Here is a 16,019-nt window from a genome sequence, read left to right on the forward strand (position 1 = left end):
GCGTCTGCTGGCCTGGGCAGCGACAGTCTCGAAGCGCAGTCGCTGCACAACCCAGAGCGGTGAATCCATGAAAACCCGATCGTTTGTTTCTCTCGCCATCGCCGCCTTGTGCTTGGCACCTGCCTTGGCGCACGCCCAGTCGGTGGGCATTGCGGGCATGCTGGGCAGCAAGGCGCTGCTGGTGGTGGATGCGCATCCGCCGCGGGCATTGGGCGCAGGGGATGAGTTCCAGGGGGTCAAGGTCTTGTCCGTAGGCAAGGACGAGGCCACGGTCGAGGTCAAGGGTGCGCAGCGGGTGCTGCGCCTTGGCGAAGCGCCGGTGAGCGTAGGCAGAAAGGGCGGCAGCGGCAAGCGCGTGGTGCTGATGGCCGACAGCCGCGGGCATTTCTTGAACAGCGGCATGATCAACGGACGGGTGATGCAATACATGGTGGACACCGGCGCGTCGTCGGTGGCCATCGGACGTGCGGATGCCGACCGCATGGGCTTGAACTACCTGAACGGCCAGCCGGTGCGCATGAACACCGCCAACGGCGTCACGCAGGGCTGGCGCATCAAGCTCGATTCCGTGCGGCTGGGCGACGTGGAAGTGTTCGGTATCGAGGCGGTCATCACGCCCCAACCCATGCCCTATGTGCTGCTGGGCAACAGCCTGCTGAACGAGTTCCAGATGACCCGCATCAACAACGAGATGGTGCTGGAAAAGCGCAACTGACCGCGCAGCCAGCCCACAAGCACCCCAGCACGCCCCCCACACCCGGCCATGTCCGTCCAATACCCCAACGGAAACCACCACGCCGAAGGCGAATACGAGGACCTGCTGAGCCTGTGGTCGGACCTGGAGGCCGCCCTGTCGGTGCTGCTCTCGCGGCCGCTGCAGGTGCAGGACTTTCCGGCCAAGGTGCGCCAGTTCGACGGCTGGCTGCAGGACCTGGTTGCGCACGACATCGATGCGGCGCTGTATTTGATGTTCCAGCTGGCGTCCACGTCCACCGTGGGTTACAGCGCGTCGCACGCGCTGGTGTGCGGCACGCTGTGCCACATCATGGCGCAGGAGCTGCAGCTGCCCCAGCGTGAACGCGACAGCCTGGTGCGCGCAGCCCTGACGATGAACATCGGCATGACCGCCCTGCAGGACGAGCTGGCCGAGCAGCGCGAACGCCCCACCAGCGCGCAGCAAGAGGCGATCAAGGGCCACCCCGAAGAAAGCATGCTGGTGCTGGAGCGCCTGTTCATCAGCGACGCTCTGTGGCTGGATGTGGTGGGGCAGCACCATGCCAGCATTGCCGACCGGGTGCCGCTGGCGCAGCAAGACCCTGAAGACCGCCTCACCCGCATCCTGGGCACCATCGACCGCTACGCGGCCATGATCAGCCCGCGCAAGTCCCGCGCCGGCCGCAGCGCGACCGACTCAGTACGGGCCATCGTGGGGCAGGAGATCGACCAGCGCGACGAGGTGAGCTACACGCTGGTGCGCTCCATCGGCCTGTGCCCGCCGGGCACCTTTGTGAAGCTGGACAACGGTGAAACCGCCATCGTGCTGCGCCGCAGCGAAAAAGCCAACCACCCGCTGGTCGCGAGCCTGCTGGACCGCAGCGGCCAACACCATGCGCAGCCGAGCCTGTACCAGACCGCCAGCGGCAAGCCGCGCATCCAGTCGGCCCTGGCCCGGTCTGCCGTGAGCCTGGAGCTCAACCACCGCACGATGATGCGGCTGGGCCTGTATGCGGCACAGCACAGCGCCGGGCCGCGCAGCTTTCCGACGGGCCCGAGCACGCTCTAGCCCCAGGTCAGCTCAGGCCAACACGCCACGCCAGGCACCGTGGTTTGATGCGTCGGCCGGTACGGTGGGGCTGACACAGGGTAGGCAACGGCCCGCGCAAGCCGTACGACCTGCACACCCCGCCAAACCCCTAGAACCCACTACTTGGTGCTCTTGCCCGCAGCCTCTGCGCCCGGCTTGGCCTTCTTGCTGCCCAGGCGCGACTCCTTGCCCGCAATCAGCCGCTGGATGTTTTCCTTGTGGCGCCAAGCAAGCAGCAGCGCCATCACCACGATGGACGCCGCAATCGTGCCTTCGGCATACCAGACCACGCCATCCACCAGCAGGTAGTACACAGGCGCAAACGCCGCAGCCACCAGCGAGGCCAGCGACGAGTACCGAAAGAAGAACGCGATGATGACCCAGGTGAGCGCGGTGGCCAGGCCCAGCCACGGGCTGATGCCCATCAGCACGCCCAGTGCGGTGGCCACGCCCTTGCCGCCCTCGAAGCGGAAGAACAGGGGCCACAGATGCCCCAGGAACGCCGCCAGGCCCACCATGGCCACCGTGCCGTCTTCCAGGCCATAGGGGTGGCCGAACCACATCACCAGCGCCACGGGCAGCCAGCCCTTCAGGGCATCAAGCAGCAACGTGATGATGGCCGCGGCCTTGGAGCCCGAGCGCAGCACGTTCGTGGCGCCAGGGTTCTTGCTGCCGTAGGTGCGCGGGTCGCTCAGGCCCATGACGCGCGTCACGATGACGGCGAACGACAGCGAGCCCAGCAGGTAGGCGGCCACGGTGGCAAGCAGGGGGTAGACGGCAGTCAAAGCAATTCCTCGTTGGTCGGTGGATCAGCCTTCTGGCGGGCTGTGGTCAGGGCGGCCTATTCTGCCAGCGCGCAGTGCACGGGCTTGGCACCCAGCAACTGCACGCACACCTGCGGGTCCAGCTGCACCAGAAAGCCCCGCCGCCCGCCGTTGATGGCGATGCGGGGCAGTTCCAGAATGGTCTCTTCGATGTACACCGGCATGGTGCGCCGCGTGCCGAACGGCGAGGTGCCGCCCACCAAGTAGCCGCTGTGCCGGTTGGCCACCTCCGGCGCGCACGGCTCCACCGATTTGGCGCCGATCTGGCGCGCCAGATTCTTGGTGGAGACCTTGCGGTTGCCGTGCATCAGCACCAGGAGCGGCTTGGCGTCCTGGTCCTGCATCACCAGCGTCTTGACGACGGTGAAAGGATCGAGCCCCAGCACCTCGGCACTGTGCAGCGCGCCGCCGTGCTCCAGGTACTCGTACGGATGCTCGGTGAAGGCGACCTTGTTCGCCTTGAGCAACTGGGTGGCTTGGGTTTCGGAGACGTGTTCTTTCTTGGCCATGGTGCGGTCTGGGTAGGAAGCGAATGGTAGCCACTTGCCGAGCCGCCCGCCCGCCGTGCGACGGCTGCCGACGCCAGTGCCGCCCGCGCCGTCACGGCCACGCGGACTGCGCGGCGCCCCGTGCCTTGCGCCGCCCGACCTTGCGCTTGCCGTACTGCTCGATGGCGGCCACCAGCGCATCGGTGAACTGCTGCACCAGCGCCGACGGTACCCGCCCGTCCCCCGCCAGTACCTGCAGGCGCCGCTGCTGCAGCTGCGCCTCGTCGAAAGGCCGGGCCGCCAGCAGGCCCGCTTCCACCCAGCGCGCCGCGGTCAGGTAGCTGGCCAGCGCCACGTCCTGGCCGCTGAGCAGCGGCAGCAGCGCGGACGAGAAGTTGCTCTCCACCGCCGGCACATAGCGCAGCCCCTGCACCGCGCAGCTCAGGTCGAACAGCTGCCGTCCGGTGGTGCTGTTGGCGCCCATCAGCAGCGGGTAGCGCACCACATCGGCCACCGACACGCTGCGCTGGCGCGCCAGCGGGTGCTGCGCCGGCATGATCGCGTAGATGGGTGCGATGGCCGAGTGCAGCACCTGCAGCCCCTTCTCGGGCGCCACGCTGTATTTGAGCGCCAGGTCGACCTCCCCGCGCAGCACCAGGGCCGACACCTCCTGCGGCACGGCCACCTGCAATTGCAGCTGCACCTGCGGGTGGGCCTGCCGAAAGCTGGACATCACCAGCGGCATGAAGGTGGCGGCAAAACCCTCGGTACAGGCCACGCGCACGCGCACGGCGCCCTGGGCCGACAAGCCCTGCAGTTGATCCACGAGTTCGGTCGCTTGCGCGTCGTGCGCATTGGCGTGGGCCAAGAGGTGGGTGCCTGCCTCGGTCAGCGCCATGCCGCGTGCCTGGCGCTCGAACAGCACCACGCCCAGGCTGTCCTCCAGCTTGCCCAGCTGGCGGCTCACGGCCGAGGCCGCCACATGCAGGCGCTGCGCCGCCTGGTTGACGGAGCCCGTGCGCGCCACCTCCAGAAAGTAGCGCACGGGCAGGCTGAGCAGTGAAATCGGCATGGCGGCGTCCAGTCACAAAAAGGCAATGGTCAGTTGCCAAATCTCTATTCAAAGCAATGGTAAACCGGCTTCCATCTTGCATGGCTTAGGGCTCCAATTCACCCATGCCCGTGTGCACATGCCGCGCCGCCTTGTGGCAGCTGCAACCTGCGCCCAGGCCTCACCACCGGAGTCCGCATGAAAAAACGCCTCGTTCGCCCCTCGTTGTTGTCCGCCGTACTGGCCACCTTGGCAATCCTTGCCGGTGTCGGCACCCCCTCCTTCGCCCAGACGGCTGCGCAGCCGGATGCGTGGCCCCAGCGGTCCGTGCGCCTGGTGGTGCCGTTTCCGCCCGGCGGCGGCACCGACGCCGTGGCCCGCGCGCTGGGCCAGAAGCTGGCCACCCGCCTGGGCCAGCCGGTCGTCGTCGACAACAAGCCCGGCGCCTCCACCATCATCGGCACCGACAGCGTGGTCAAAGCCGAGCCCGATGGCTACACCCTGCTGGTGTCGGGCTCCACCAGCTACACCGTCAACGCCGCGCTGCGCCCCAAGCTGCCCTACGACCCGCTCAAGGACCTGGCCCCGGTGGCCATCATTGCGCGCGCACCGCTGGTGGTGGTGGTCAGTGCCACCTCGCCGTACAAGGACCTGGCGGGGCTGCTGGCAGCGGCCAAAGCCGCGCCCAAGACCATCAACTACGCCACCTTCGGCTCGGGCTCTGCACCGCACCTGGTGGGCGCGCTGATCGAGCAGGCGGCCGATGTGCGCCTGCAGGACGTGCCCTACCGCGGCAGCGCCCAGGCCATGATGGGCCTGATCGGCGGCGAGATCCAGATGGCCGTCGACACCGTGGCCAGCGCCGCGCCGCACGTGCGGTCCGGCAAGCTGCGCGCCCTGGCCATTGCGGGCAACGAGCGCGCCCGCGCCCTGCCCACGGTGCCCACCGTGCAGGAGCTCAAGCTGCCCGACGCGGCCTTCGACGGCTGGTACGCCGTGGCAGCGCCCGCGCGCACGCCGGCGCCCATCGTGGACAAGCTGCTCAAGGAAGTGGAAGCCGCCCTGCGCGACCCGCAGTTGCAGGAGCAAATCCGCGCCCAGGGCATGGAGCCGGTGTTCATCGGCCCCAAAGCCATGCACACCGCCATGGACAACGAGATCGGCCGCTACCGCGCACTGGCCCACCGCGCCAAGATCGTGGTGGACTGATGAATGCAGAGACGACAACCTCAGGAAGGACCCGCACGATGACCCGCGAACAACTGATAGACAGCGTCCAGCACTACTTCGACGACGGCCGCTTCGAGGGCGACCTGCGCCGCCGCGTGGCCTGGCGCACCGAGAGCGACACCGGCAAGGTGCCGCCCGAACTGCGCCTGTACCTTACCGATGAAATGGTGCCGTGGCTGGCGCCCCTGGGCTTCGACTGCCAGGTGCTGGACAACCCCTCGCCCCAGGGTGGGCCGTTCCTCGTCGCGCGGCGCGTGGAAGACCCGGCCCTGCCCACCGTGCTCACCTACGGCCACGGCGACGTGGTCAACGGGCAGGAGAGCAACTGGCGCGAGGGCCTCTCTCCCTGGGAGATGACCATCGAAGGCAACCGCTGGTACGGCCGCGGCACGGCGGACAACAAGGGCCAGCACACGGTGAGCCTGGCCGCCCTCGCCCACGCCATCGAAGCGCGCAGCGGCCGCCTGGGCTACAACGTGACCTTGATCATGGAGATGGGCGAGGAAGCGGGCTCGCCCGGCCTGGCGGCGTTCTGCGAGCAGCACAGCGATGAGCTGAAGGCCGACCTGTTCGTCGCCAGCGACGGCCCCCGCGTGAATGCGGGCCACCCCACCCTCTTTCTCGGGTCGCGCGGCGCGATCAACTTCTCGCTCACCGTGCGCAGCCGCGACAAGGCCTACCACTCGGGCAACTGGGGCGGCGTGCTGGCCAACCCGGCCACGGTGGTCACGCATGCGCTGGCAACGCTGGTGGATGCCCAGGGCCGCATCCTCGTCAAAGGCCTGCTGCCGCCCTCGGTGCCCGACAAGCTGCGCACCGCGCTGAAAGACGTGGTGATCGGCGCCGGTGCGGACGACCCCGCGCTCACGCCCGGCTGGGGCGAGCCGGGCCTTACGCCCGCCGAGCAGTTGGTGGGCTGGAATACGCTGGAGGTGCTGGCGCTGGGCTCCGGCAATGCGCAACGTCCGATCAATGCCATTCCGTCCAGCGCGGTGGCGCACTGCCAGCTGCGCTTCGTGGTGGGCACCGACTGGCGCAACGTGGAACGCACGCTGCGCGAGCACCTGGACGCCCATGGTTTCGCTGATGTGGAGATCACCATGGGCATGGTGTGCGGGGCCACGCGGCTGGACCTGCACAACCCCTGGGTGGACTGGACCCTGGCCTCGCTGCAGTCCAGCGCCGGCCAGGCCGCCACGCTGCTGCCCAACCTGGCGGGCTCGCTGCCCAACGACATCTTTGCCGACCAGTTGGGCCTGCCCACGCTGTGGGTGCCGCATTCGTACCCGGCCTGCGCGCAGCACGCACCCAACGAGCATCTGCTGGCGTCGGTGGCGCGCGAAGGGCTTGCGGTGATGGCCGGCTTGTTCTGGGATTTGGGCGAGGCCCACGGCGTGCCGTGGAAGGAAGGCGCGCTGACCACACAAGTAGCCCCGTCGACGGTGTGAGCTACTGGCCGCGACCCGTCGCGCGTGGCCTAAAAAACTGGTGCGGCCCCAGGCGAGAGACACCCAGCAAGGGCCGCCCCGCAGCGAGGGTGTCGTCCCCCTCAGGGGCTGAGGGCCGCGGCTCCGAGCCTGCCTGCGCAGGCTTGGACGTGCCCGAAGGGCTGCCACGTCCCGTGGCTGCACCGAGGCGCTGCAGGCGACTCAGGGGGGAGCGTCACAGTGCAGGGTCGCGTATTTCCCAGCGGATTGCGTCGATCGCCTGCAGCACCTCGGGCGACAGCTTGGTGTCCCAGGCGTTCAGGTCTTCGTCCAGTTGCGCCACCGACGTCACGCCGATGATGGTGCTGGCGACCTGCCACTTGGTGTAGCAGAACGCCAGGGCCAGTTGTGTGGGCGTGAGGCCGTTGTCGCGGGCCAGCTGGTTGTAGCGGCGCGATGCGGCCAGCGCCTCGGGTCGGCCCCAGCGCTGCTTGCGCACCGACTCGTAGGTGGCGATGCGCGCGCCCTGCGGAGCGCCCGGGCCGGTGAGGCCGCCGTCGTCGTACTTGCCGGTCAGCAAACCGAAGCCCAGCGGGGAGTACGCCAGCAGCGACACGTTCAGGCGGTGGCAGGTTTCGTCCAGGCCGTTTTCCCAGGTGCGGTTGATCAGGCAGTACGGGTTTTGCACCGTGGCCACGCGCGGCAGGCCGTGCTGCTCGGCCAGGCGCACGAATTCGTGCACGCCGTAAGGGCTCTCGTTGGACAGGCCGATGTGGCGCACCTTGCCGGCCTGGACCAGGCCGGCCAGGGCTTGCAGCTGTTCGTGGATGGGGGTCTGCGACGTTTCCTTGGCGGGGTCGTAGTACAGGTTGCCGAAGGCGGGCACGTGGCGCTCGGGCCAGTGGATCTGGTAGAGGTCGATCACATCGGTCTGCAGGCGGCGCAGGCTGGCGTCGCACGAGGCCACGATGTCGGCCGGCGTCATGCCCTTGCCTTCACGCACCCAGGGCATGCCGCGCGAGGGGCCTGCGACCTTGGTGGCCACCACCAGCTTCTGGCGCGCGCCGGGGTTCTTGGCGAACCAGTTGCCGATGATGGTCTCGGTGGCGCCAAAGGTCTCGGCCTTGGCCGGCACCGAGTACATCTCGGCCGTGTCGATGAAGTTCACACCCCGGTCGAGCGAGCGCGTGAGGATGGCGTGCGAATCGGCCTCTGCCACCTGCTCGCCAAAAGTCATGGTGCCCAGGCAGATGGGAGTGACCTGCAGATCGCTGGTGCCGAGTTGGATTTTTTGCATGGAAAGAAGGAGTACGGGCAAACGAAGGACTGCGCAGAATAATGGATTTCGCTGCGCTCTGCAGGCCGCCCCAGGGCGGCCCGAAGAGCCTGCCTCGCCCCTGCGCCACCCGCCGCCCCACCAGCCGCGCAGGCGACACCGATGGCGGCGGTGCAGCGGGCCGCCCCATTACCATCCAGGGACACCCGCAGGCCCTGCGCTTTGCGGGACCTTCCTGCTGCCCCACTTCGCGCCGCCGCCCATGTACACCCCGCTCAAGCCCTCCCGCAGCAGCACGCTGCCCCTGCGCCACCTGACCTACCACGTCCGCCACTGGGGCCCGGAACACAGCCCGCTGCCCACGCTGGTGCTGCTGCACGGCTGGATGGACGTGGGTGCGTCCTACCAGTTCACCGTGGACGCACTACAGCAGGAGCGCCGCATCATCGCGCCCGACTGGCGCGGCTTCGGCCTTACCTCCACCGCGCAGGCCGACCACTACTTCTTTGCCGACTACCTGGCCGACCTGGACATGCTGCTGGACCACTACGCCCCCGGCGAAGCCATCGACCTGGTGGGCCACAGCATGGGCGGCAACATCGCCATGATGTATGCGGGCGTGCGGCCCGAGCGCATCCGCCGCCTGGTCAACCTGGAGGGCTTCGGCATGCCCGCCTCCAAGCCCGAGCAGGCGCCCAAGCGCTATGCGCAGTGGATCGACGAGCTCAAGCAGCTGCGCAGCGGCGAGCTGGCCCTCAAGACCTACGACAGCCAGGACGGCGTGGCCCGCCGGCTGATGAAGACCAACCCGCGCCTGTCCGAGGACAAGGCCCGCTGGCTGGCCGGCCACTGGGCCCGGCCCAACGCCCAGGGCCAGTGGGAGATCCTGGGCGACCCGGCCCACAAGATCACCAGCGCGCAGCTCTACCGGCTGGACGAGGCGCTGGCGCTGTACGACCGCATCGCCGCCCCCGTGCTGGCGGTGGAAGCCAGCGACGACAGCCTGGGCCAGTGGTGGAAGGGCAGGTACAGCCTGGAGGAATACCACCAGCGCCTGACCCATGTGCGCGACGTGCGCACCGCCGTCGTGCAGGACGCCGGGCACATGCTGCACCACGACCAGCCCGGGCAGGTGGCGCAGCTGATCGAAACGTTCCTGGCCGCCGCCTGAAGCGCCTAGCACCATCAAAATGCTCGCTACCGCTCGACCAGCAAGCGCCAGCAGCTATCATTTTTGACATTTTCATTCACTGACAGCGGTGCCGCGGCCCCTCTGCGGCCCGGCGGGCAGCGCTCCTGAGGGCTTTGCCGGGGCAAGAGGCCGTCCCATGAGAAAATCGCGGGTTATTCCACAGAACACCCAAGGACAAGAATCATGGACGCAGAACGTATCAACCTCATCGGCACCTCCCTCAGCGACCTGACTCTGCGAACGCAAGAGTTACGGAGGTATCTTTGACTTCGATGCCAAATTCGAACGCCTGCGCACGGTAAACGCATCGCTGGAAGACCCTTCGGTCTGGAACGACCCGAAGAAGGCCCAGGAGCTGGGCAAGGAACAAAAGTCGCTCTCGGGCGTGGTCGTCACGCTCGACAAGCTCACGCGCGAGCTGGCCGACAACACCGAGCTCTATGACATGAGCAAGGAAGAAGGCGACGAGCCCGGCCTGCTCACCATCGAGGCCGAGACCGCCAAGCTGCGCCCGCTCATCGAAGAGCTGGAGTTCCGCCGCATGTTCCGCAACGAGGCCGACCCGCTCAACTGCTTCGTCGACATCCAGGCCGGCGCGGGCGGCACCGAGGCGTGCGACTGGGCCAGCATGCTGCTGCGCCAGTACCTGAAGTACGCCGAGCGCAAGGGCTTCAAGACCACGGTCGAAGAAGAAACCCCGGGCGACGTGGCCGGCATCAAGAGCGCCACGATCAAGGTCGAGGGCGAGTACGCCTACGGCCTGCTGCGCACCGAAACCGGCGTGCACCGCCTGGTGCGCAAGAGCCCGTTCGACAGCTCGGGCGGCCGCCACACCTCGTTCGCGTCGCTGTTCGTCTACCCGGAGATCGACGACTCCATCGAGATCAACATCAACCCGGCCGACGTGCGCACCGACACCTACCGCGCATCCGGCGCGGGCGGGCAGCACATCAACAAGACCGACTCGGCCGTGCGCCTGACCCACATCCCCACCGGCATCGTGGTGCAGTGCCAGGACGGCCGCAGCCAGCACGGCAACCGCGACATCGCGTGGCAGCGCCTGCGCTCCAAGCTGTACGACTTCGAGATGCGCAAGCGCCAGGAAGAAGCCCAGAAGCTGGAAGACACCAAGACCGACGTGGGCTGGGGCCACCAGATCCGCTCGTACGTGCTGGACAACAGCCGCATCAAGGACCTGCGCACCAACGTCGAAATCTCGGCCACGCAAAAGGTGCTGGACGGCGACCTGGACGCGTTCATCGAAGCCTCGCTCAAGCAGGGCGTGTAACCCATGTCCGCCACCCCATCGCTGCGCACTGCAGGTTCGCCCGCGCACACCGAAGCCATCATCTTCGACATGGACGGCACCATGATCCACTCCATGCCCTGGCACGCCCAGGCCTGGGTCGAGTTCACGCGCCGCCGCGGCATGCACATCGATGTGCCCGACCTCATGGCCCGCACCACGGGCCGCAACGGCACCGAGTGCATCGTGGAGCTGCTGGGCCGCGCGGTGTCGCAGGAAGAAGCCGACGCGCTCACGCACGAGAAGGAAACCATCTACCGCGAGCTGTTCGCGCCACGCTTTGCCGAAGTGGCCGGCTTTCGCGCGTTCGCGGCGCAGGTGCATGCGCGCGGCCTGAAGGTGGCGGTGGGCACGGCGGGGGACATCGGCAACGTGGAGTTCGCGCTGGGCCACCTCGCCCTGCAGCCCGCTCCGCTGGCCATCGTGCGCGGCGACGAGGGCCTGCCCGGCAAGCCGCAGCCGGCGATCTTTCTGGAGGCCGCGCGCCGCATCGGCGTGGCGCCTGAGCACTGCATCGTGTTTGAAGACGCGCCCTTCGGCATCGAGGCCGCGCGGCGCGCCGGCATGCGTGCCGTGGCCATTTGCAGCACCCACAGTGCAGACGAACTGGCGGGCCCCCACGTGGTGGCCGCCGTGCGCGACTACACCGAACTCATGAACACCGACTTTCTGGAGAGCATCCATGTTGCAACTGCATAAAGCAGACGGAAGCGGAGACGCAGTGGCCCACCCGGCCGCCATCCGCCGCGAGGACTACAACGCCCCCGCCTACTGGATCGACAGCGTCGAGCTGACCTTCGACCTGGACCCCGCCAAGACCCGCGTGCTCAACCGCATGCTGCTGCGCCGCAACCCCGACGTGGCCGCGCAGCCGCTCAAGCTCGACGGCGACGAGCTGAACCTGGCGCGCGTGCTGGTCAACGGCCAAGGCACCTCGTTCAAGATGGAAGGCTCCCGCCTGGTGCTGGAGAACCTGCCCACCATCGAAGACAACGGCAACGAGCCCTTCACGCTCGAGATCTTCACCACCTGCTGCCCCGCCAAGAACACCCAGCTCATGGGCCTGTACGTGAGCCAGGGCACATTCTTCACGCAGTGCGAGGCCGAGGGCTTTCGCCGCATCACCTACTTCCTGGACCGGCCCGACGTGATGGCCAGCTACACCGTCACGCTGCGCGCCGACAAGGCCCAATACCCGGTGCTGCTGAGCAACGGCAACCTGGTGGACAGCGGTCCGCTGGAAGACGGCCCGAACGGCGCCCGGCACTTCGCCAAGTGGGTCGACCCGCACAAGAAGCCCTGCTACCTGTTCGCCCTGGTGGCGGGCAAGCTGGTGGCGCGCGAGCAGCACATCAAGAGCCGCTCGGGCACCGACCACCTGCTGCAGGTGTACGTGCGCCCCGGCGACCTGGGCAAGACCGAACACGCCATGAACTCGCTGATGTACAGCGTGGCCTGGGACGAAGCCCGCTTCGGCCTGCCGCTGGACCTGGAGCGCTTCATGATCGTCGCCACCAGCGACTTCAACATGGGCGCCATGGAGAACAAGGGCCTGAACATCTTCAACACGAAGTACGTTCTGGCCAGCGAATCGACGGCCACCGATGTGGACTTCGCCAACATCGAGAGCGTGGTCGGCCACGAGTACTTCCACAACTGGACCGGCAACCGCGTGACCTGCCGCGACTGGTTCCAGCTGTCGCTGAAAGAAGGCCTCACCGTCTTTCGCGACCAGGAATTCAGCATGGACCTGGCCGGCAGCCCGTCGGCCCGCGCCGTCAAGCGCATCGAGGACGTGCGCGTGCTGCGCACCGCCCAGTTCCCCGAAGACGCGGGCCCCATGGCGCACCCGGTGCGGCCCGACAGCTACGTCGAGATCAACAACTTCTACACCGTCACCATCTACGAAAAGGGTGCAGAGGTGGTGCGCATGCAGCACAACCTGGTGGGCCGCGAAGGCTTTGCCAAAGGCATGAAGTTGTACTTCGAACGCCACGACGGCCACGCCGTGACCTGCGACGACTTCGTGCAGGCCATTGCCGACGCCAACCCGGGCAGCCCCCTGGCGCAGCACCTGCCCCAGTTCAAGCGCTGGTACAGCCAGGCCGGCACGCCCCGCGTGCGCGCCACAGGCCGCTACGACGCCGCCACGCGCTGCTATGCGCTCACCCTGGCGCAAAGCTGCGACCCCACGCCCGGCCAGAGCGAGAAGCTGCCCTTCGTGATACCGGTGGAGTTGGGCCTCATCGACGCCGCCACCGGCGCCGCCCTGCCTCTGCACCTGTCGGGTGAAGGCGCTGGCACCGACGCTGCTGACGCCGCGGTGCCCACGTCGCGCGTGGTTGTGCTCACCGAAGCCTCGCAGACGCTCACCTTCACCAACGTGGACGCCGAGCCCGTGCCATCCGTGCTGCGCGGTTTCAGCGCCCCGGTGGTGCTGGACATCGAGTACACCGACGCCCAGCTGCTGGCCCTGCTGGCCAACGACACCGACGCGTTCAACCGCTGGGAAGCTGGCCAGCGCCTGGCCCTGCGCTTTGCGTGCGCCGCTATCAATGTTGTAGCTGGTAGCGCACAACAGACAAGCGGTAGCGGCCCATCAGACTCTCAAATCCTGCCTGCAGAGTTTGTGGACGCCATGCGCGCCGTGCTGCGCAACCCGCTGCTGGACGCTGCGTTCAAGGAGCTGGTGCTCACGCTGCCGTCCGAGACCTACATCGCCGAACAGCTGGCCGTGGTCGACCCGCAGCGCATCCACGCGGTGCGCGAAGCCATGCGCGAGCAACTGGCCGTGTCGCTGCAAGCCGACTGGGAGACCGTGTGGGAACACAACCAGGACACCGGTGGCTACAGCCCCGACCCGGTTTCCTCCGGCCGCCGCGCACTGAGCGGCCTGGCGCTGCACATGCTGTGCATCGCCGCGCAAAAGACCGGCGACGCCGTCTGGCCCGGCAAGGCGCTGCAGCGCTTCAAGGTGGCGAGCAACATGACCGACCGCTTCAACGCCCTGACCGCCCTGGTGGCCAGCGGCAGTGAACTGGCGGCGCCAGCGCTGGCGCGCTTTCATGCGATGTTCAAGGACGAGCCGCTCGTCATCGACAAGTGGTTCGCGCTGCAGGCGGGCGCCCCCGACCGCGGCGGCAACGTGCTGCTCGCCGTGCGCCAGCTCATGCAGCACCCGGACTTCAGCCTGAAGAACCCCAACCGCGCGCGCAGCGTGATCTTCAGCTACTGCAGCGCCAACCCCGGCGCCTTCCACCGCGCGGATGCCGCGGGCTACGTGTTCTGGAGCGACCGGGTGATCGAGCTCGACGCCATCAACCCGCAGGTCGCCGCCCGCCTGGCGCGCGCGCTGGACCGCTGGAAGAAGCTGGCCGAGCCCTGGCGCACGGCCGCCCGCGAAGCCATCGCGCGCATCGCGTCCAAGCCCGACTTGTCCAACGATGTGCGCGAGGTGGTCACCCGCGCACTGGCAGACTGAGGGGACAGCGGCCCGATGTCGATGCCACCCTCTTCCTCTTCCTCTTCCTCTGCATCCATCCCCGCGCAGCAGTTCGCGCAGCGCTTCAACCCGCTGCGCGACACCGTGTACGACGAGGGCGCCATGTTCAGCGGCTCAGCCATGTCGGCCGACTTGGCGGCGCTGCGCCCGCTGGCCGAAGGCCTGGGCGCTGAATCGTCCGAGCTGGCGCAGTTGCTGTGGTTGCAGTTCGTCGTGTACTCCAAGCGGCAGATGGACGACGAGGGCCTGCCCCTGGGCCTGCGCGCGCTGGCCATCCGTGAGGCGCTGGGCGACCTCACACCCACCGACCGCTACCAGCAGCACTACGCCATTGGCGAATCGGCCTTGCAGTCCGAGGAGTACGACACCGCCATCGAGCACCTGCGCCAGTCGGCGCAGTGGGCCGACCATGCCGACGCGGTGCTGAGCATGGAGCAGAAGCTGGGCATCCGCGAAGAGATCGGCTACGCCCTGCACGAAGCCGGCCGCTTTGCGGAGGCCCTGGCGCACAACCAGCCCTTGCTGGTGGACGCGCAAAGCGCTTTTGGCTCCGCCCAGGACGCACGCCTGTCGGGCCTGATCAACAACCTGGCGCAAAACGCCTACGAGCTGGGCGACCACCCCAAGGCGCAGCAGTACCTGGCGCAGCGCCTGGCCCTGGGGCAAGCGCTGCACGACGACGACATCGTGCTGGACACGCTCTTCCAGCAAGGCGTGCTCGCCCACGAAGGCGGCGACTCTGCGCTGGCCCGCAGACTGTTCCAGCAACGCGTGGCCATCGCCCACGCCAGCGGCGACGACGACCTGCTGGCTGAAACCGAGGCGACCCTGGCAGAGCTGACCGAGCGCGAGCAGTCGCGCTGACCCCTTTCACATCACCACCCACAGCCTCAAGGACGATCCACCGATGAGCTCCCGCATCTCCCTCACCCGCTACCTGGTCGAGCAGCAACGCATCGACGGGCTCATCCCCTCGCAGCTGCGCCTGCTGCTCGAAGTGGTGGCCCGCTCGTGCAAGAGCATCAGCCAGGCCGTCAACAAAGGCGCGCTCGGCGGCGTGCTGGGCACGGCTTCCAGCGAGAACGTGCAGGGCGAGATCCAGAAGAAGCTGGACATCATTGCCAACGAAGTGCTGATCGAAGCCAACGAATGGGGCGGCCACCTGGCGGCCATGGCGTCCGAAGAAATGGACGGCATCTACTTGGTGCCCAACCGATACCCGCAGGGCGAATACCTGCTGCTGTTCGACCCCCTCGACGGCTCCAGCAACATCGACGTGAACGTCAGCATCGGCACCATCTTCAGCGTGCTCAAGAAGCCCGACGACGACCGCGGCGTGGAAGCCGGCGACTTCCTGCAGCCCGGCACCAGCCAGGTGGCCGCAGGCTACTGCATCTACGGCCCGCAGACCACCCTGGTGCTGACGGTGGGCGACGGCGTGGCCATGTTCACGCTGGACCGCGAGCAAGGCTCCTTCGTGCTGACCGAAGAGAACGTGCGCATTCCCGACGACACCAAGGAATTCGCGATCAACATGAGCAACATGCGCCACTGGGACGAGCCCGTGAAGCGCTACATCGACGAATGCCTGCAGGGCAAGGACGGCCCCCGCGGCAAGGACTTCAACATGCGCTGGATCGCCTCGATGGTGGCCGACGTGCACCGCATCCTGACCCGCGGCGGCATCTTCCTGTACCCCTGGGACAAGCGCGAACCGAACAAGCCCGGCAAGCTGCGCCTGATGTACGAGGCCAACCCCATGGGCTGGCTGGTCGAGCAGGCCGGCGGCGTCGCCACCAACGGCAAACAGCGCATCCTGGAAATCCAGCCCACCCAGCTGCACGAGCGCGTCAGCGTGATCCTGGGCTCCAAAAATGAGGTTGAGCGCGTGACAAGCTACCATTCCACGCTATAATTTG

The 16,019-nt window shown here is 67.7% G+C and carries 14 protein-coding genes; 10 read left to right on the plus strand and 4 right to left on the minus strand.

The window, feature by feature from the left end; translation table 11 throughout:
* Positions 1-67 precede the first annotated feature (67 nt).
* Both ACSQ3N_RS15830 and ACSQ3N_RS15835 read left to right on the plus strand, forming a co-directional pair.
* Positions 68-715, plus strand: coding sequence for a retropepsin-like aspartic protease family protein (locus ACSQ3N_RS15830; protein WP_436146761.1), 648 nt, complete (start codon positions 68-70; stop codon positions 713-715).
* A 48-nt stretch (positions 716-763) separates the two neighbouring features.
* Positions 764-1,783, plus strand: coding sequence for an HD-GYP domain-containing protein (locus ACSQ3N_RS15835; protein ID WP_056171810.1), 1,020 nt, complete (start codon positions 764-766; stop codon positions 1,781-1,783).
* A gap of 140 nt (positions 1,784-1,923) precedes the next feature.
* Here ACSQ3N_RS15835 and plsY read toward each other — a convergent pair whose 3' ends face one another.
* The 3 genes from plsY to ACSQ3N_RS15850 all read right to left on the minus strand — a co-directional run bounded on the left by plsY (position 1,924) and on the right by ACSQ3N_RS15850 (position 4,188).
* Positions 1,924-2,589 (minus strand): glycerol-3-phosphate 1-O-acyltransferase PlsY, encoded by a 666-nt coding sequence (plsY, locus tag ACSQ3N_RS15840; protein ID WP_056171812.1) that lies wholly within the window; start codon positions 2,587-2,589, stop codon positions 1,924-1,926.
* Positions 2,590-2,645: 56 nt separating this feature from the next.
* On the minus strand, positions 2,646-3,137 hold the full coding sequence (locus tag ACSQ3N_RS15845) for an aminoacyl-tRNA deacylase (RefSeq protein WP_056171815.1): 492 nt from the start codon (positions 3,135-3,137) through the stop codon (positions 2,646-2,648).
* Positions 3,138-3,228: 91 nt separating this feature from the next.
* Positions 3,229-4,188, minus strand: coding sequence for a LysR family transcriptional regulator (locus ACSQ3N_RS15850; protein WP_056171817.1), 960 nt, complete (start codon positions 4,186-4,188; stop codon positions 3,229-3,231).
* Positions 4,189-4,365: 177 nt separating this feature from the next.
* On the opposite strand from ACSQ3N_RS15850, the gene ACSQ3N_RS15855 reads away from it, so the two are divergent.
* Positions 4,366-5,376 carry a Bug family tripartite tricarboxylate transporter substrate binding protein gene (locus tag ACSQ3N_RS15855; RefSeq protein WP_056171819.1) on the plus strand — a complete coding sequence of 337 codons (1,011 nt, stop codon included), beginning with the start codon at positions 4,366-4,368 and terminating at the stop codon, positions 5,374-5,376.
* A 38-nt stretch (positions 5,377-5,414) separates the two neighbouring features.
* On the plus strand, positions 5,415-6,845 hold the full coding sequence (locus tag ACSQ3N_RS15860; RefSeq protein WP_056171821.1) for a M20 family metallopeptidase: 1,431 nt from the start codon (positions 5,415-5,417) through the stop codon (positions 6,843-6,845).
* Positions 6,846-7,059: 214 nt separating this feature from the next.
* Here the strand turns inward: ACSQ3N_RS15860 and ACSQ3N_RS15865 are convergent, their stop codons facing one another.
* On the minus strand, positions 7,060-8,121 hold the full coding sequence (locus ACSQ3N_RS15865; protein ID WP_436146762.1) for an aldo/keto reductase: 1,062 nt from the start codon (positions 8,119-8,121) through the stop codon (positions 7,060-7,062).
* A 241-nt stretch (positions 8,122-8,362) separates the two neighbouring features.
* On the opposite strand from ACSQ3N_RS15865, the gene ACSQ3N_RS15870 reads away from it, so the two are divergent.
* The 6 genes from ACSQ3N_RS15870 to ACSQ3N_RS15895 all read left to right on the plus strand — a co-directional run bounded on the left by ACSQ3N_RS15870 (position 8,363) and on the right by ACSQ3N_RS15895 (position 16,015).
* On the plus strand, positions 8,363-9,271 hold the full coding sequence (locus tag ACSQ3N_RS15870) for an alpha/beta fold hydrolase (RefSeq protein ID WP_056171824.1): 909 nt from the start codon (positions 8,363-8,365) through the stop codon (positions 9,269-9,271).
* 204 nt (positions 9,272-9,475) lie between these two features.
* Positions 9,476-10,580, plus strand: a protein-coding gene (prfB, locus tag ACSQ3N_RS15875; protein ID WP_156372165.1) for a peptide chain release factor 2 whose coding sequence is annotated in 2 segments (ribosomal slippage) — positions 9,476-9,556 and positions 9,558-10,580 — 1,104 coding nt in all. Because the reading frame shifts where the segments join, the coding sequence is not laid out codon by codon here.
* Positions 10,581-10,583: 3 nt separating this feature from the next.
* On the plus strand, positions 10,584-11,297 hold the full coding sequence (locus ACSQ3N_RS15880; RefSeq protein WP_056171828.1) for an HAD family hydrolase: 714 nt from the start codon (positions 10,584-10,586) through the stop codon (positions 11,295-11,297).
* Complete coding sequence (pepN, locus tag ACSQ3N_RS15885) at positions 11,281-14,079, plus strand: aminopeptidase N (protein WP_056171830.1); 2,799 nt, start codon at positions 11,281-11,283, stop codon at positions 14,077-14,079. The genes ACSQ3N_RS15880 and pepN overlap by 17 nt, the downstream gene beginning before the upstream one ends.
* Before the next feature lie 15 nt (positions 14,080-14,094).
* Positions 14,095-14,964 carry a tetratricopeptide repeat protein gene (locus tag ACSQ3N_RS15890; RefSeq protein WP_235507466.1) on the plus strand — a complete coding sequence of 290 codons (870 nt, stop codon included), beginning with the start codon at positions 14,095-14,097 and terminating at the stop codon, positions 14,962-14,964.
* A gap of 43 nt (positions 14,965-15,007) precedes the next feature.
* A complete protein-coding gene (locus ACSQ3N_RS15895) occupies positions 15,008-16,015 on the plus strand; it encodes a class 1 fructose-bisphosphatase (protein ID WP_056171835.1) in 1,008 nt (335 codons plus the stop codon).
* Positions 16,016-16,019: the final 4 nt, after the last annotated feature.

Source organism: Acidovorax sp. LjRoot194, from assembly GCF_964253015.1.
Lineage (GTDB): Bacteria > Pseudomonadota > Gammaproteobacteria > Burkholderiales > Burkholderiaceae_C > Acidovorax.

Coding starts and splice junctions, on each gene's coding strand:
- ACSQ3N_RS15830 (WP_436146761.1), top strand. CDS start 68: ATGAAAACCCGATCGTTTGTTTCTCTCGCCATCGCCGCCTTGTGCTTG.
- ACSQ3N_RS15835 (WP_056171810.1), top strand. CDS start 764: ATGTCCGTCCAATACCCCAACGGAAACCACCACGCCGAAGGCGAATAC.
- ACSQ3N_RS15845 (WP_056171815.1), bottom strand. CDS start 3,137: ATGGCCAAGAAAGAACACGTCTCCGAAACCCAAGCCACCCAGTTGCTC.
- ACSQ3N_RS15850 (WP_056171817.1), bottom strand. CDS start 4,188: ATGCCGATTTCACTGCTCAGCCTGCCCGTGCGCTACTTTCTGGAGGTG.
- ACSQ3N_RS15855 (WP_056171819.1), top strand. CDS start 4,366: ATGAAAAAACGCCTCGTTCGCCCCTCGTTGTTGTCCGCCGTACTGGCC.
- ACSQ3N_RS15860 (WP_056171821.1), top strand. CDS start 5,415: ATGACCCGCGAACAACTGATAGACAGCGTCCAGCACTACTTCGACGAC.
- ACSQ3N_RS15865 (WP_436146762.1), bottom strand. CDS start 8,121: ATGCAAAAAATCCAACTCGGCACCAGCGATCTGCAGGTCACTCCCATC.
- ACSQ3N_RS15870 (WP_056171824.1), top strand. CDS start 8,363: ATGTACACCCCGCTCAAGCCCTCCCGCAGCAGCACGCTGCCCCTGCGC.
- ACSQ3N_RS15880 (WP_056171828.1), top strand. CDS start 10,584: ATGTCCGCCACCCCATCGCTGCGCACTGCAGGTTCGCCCGCGCACACC.
- pepN (WP_056171830.1), top strand. CDS start 11,281: ATGTTGCAACTGCATAAAGCAGACGGAAGCGGAGACGCAGTGGCCCAC.
- ACSQ3N_RS15890 (WP_235507466.1), top strand. CDS start 14,095: ATGTCGATGCCACCCTCTTCCTCTTCCTCTTCCTCTGCATCCATCCCC.
- ACSQ3N_RS15895 (WP_056171835.1), top strand. CDS start 15,008: ATGAGCTCCCGCATCTCCCTCACCCGCTACCTGGTCGAGCAGCAACGC.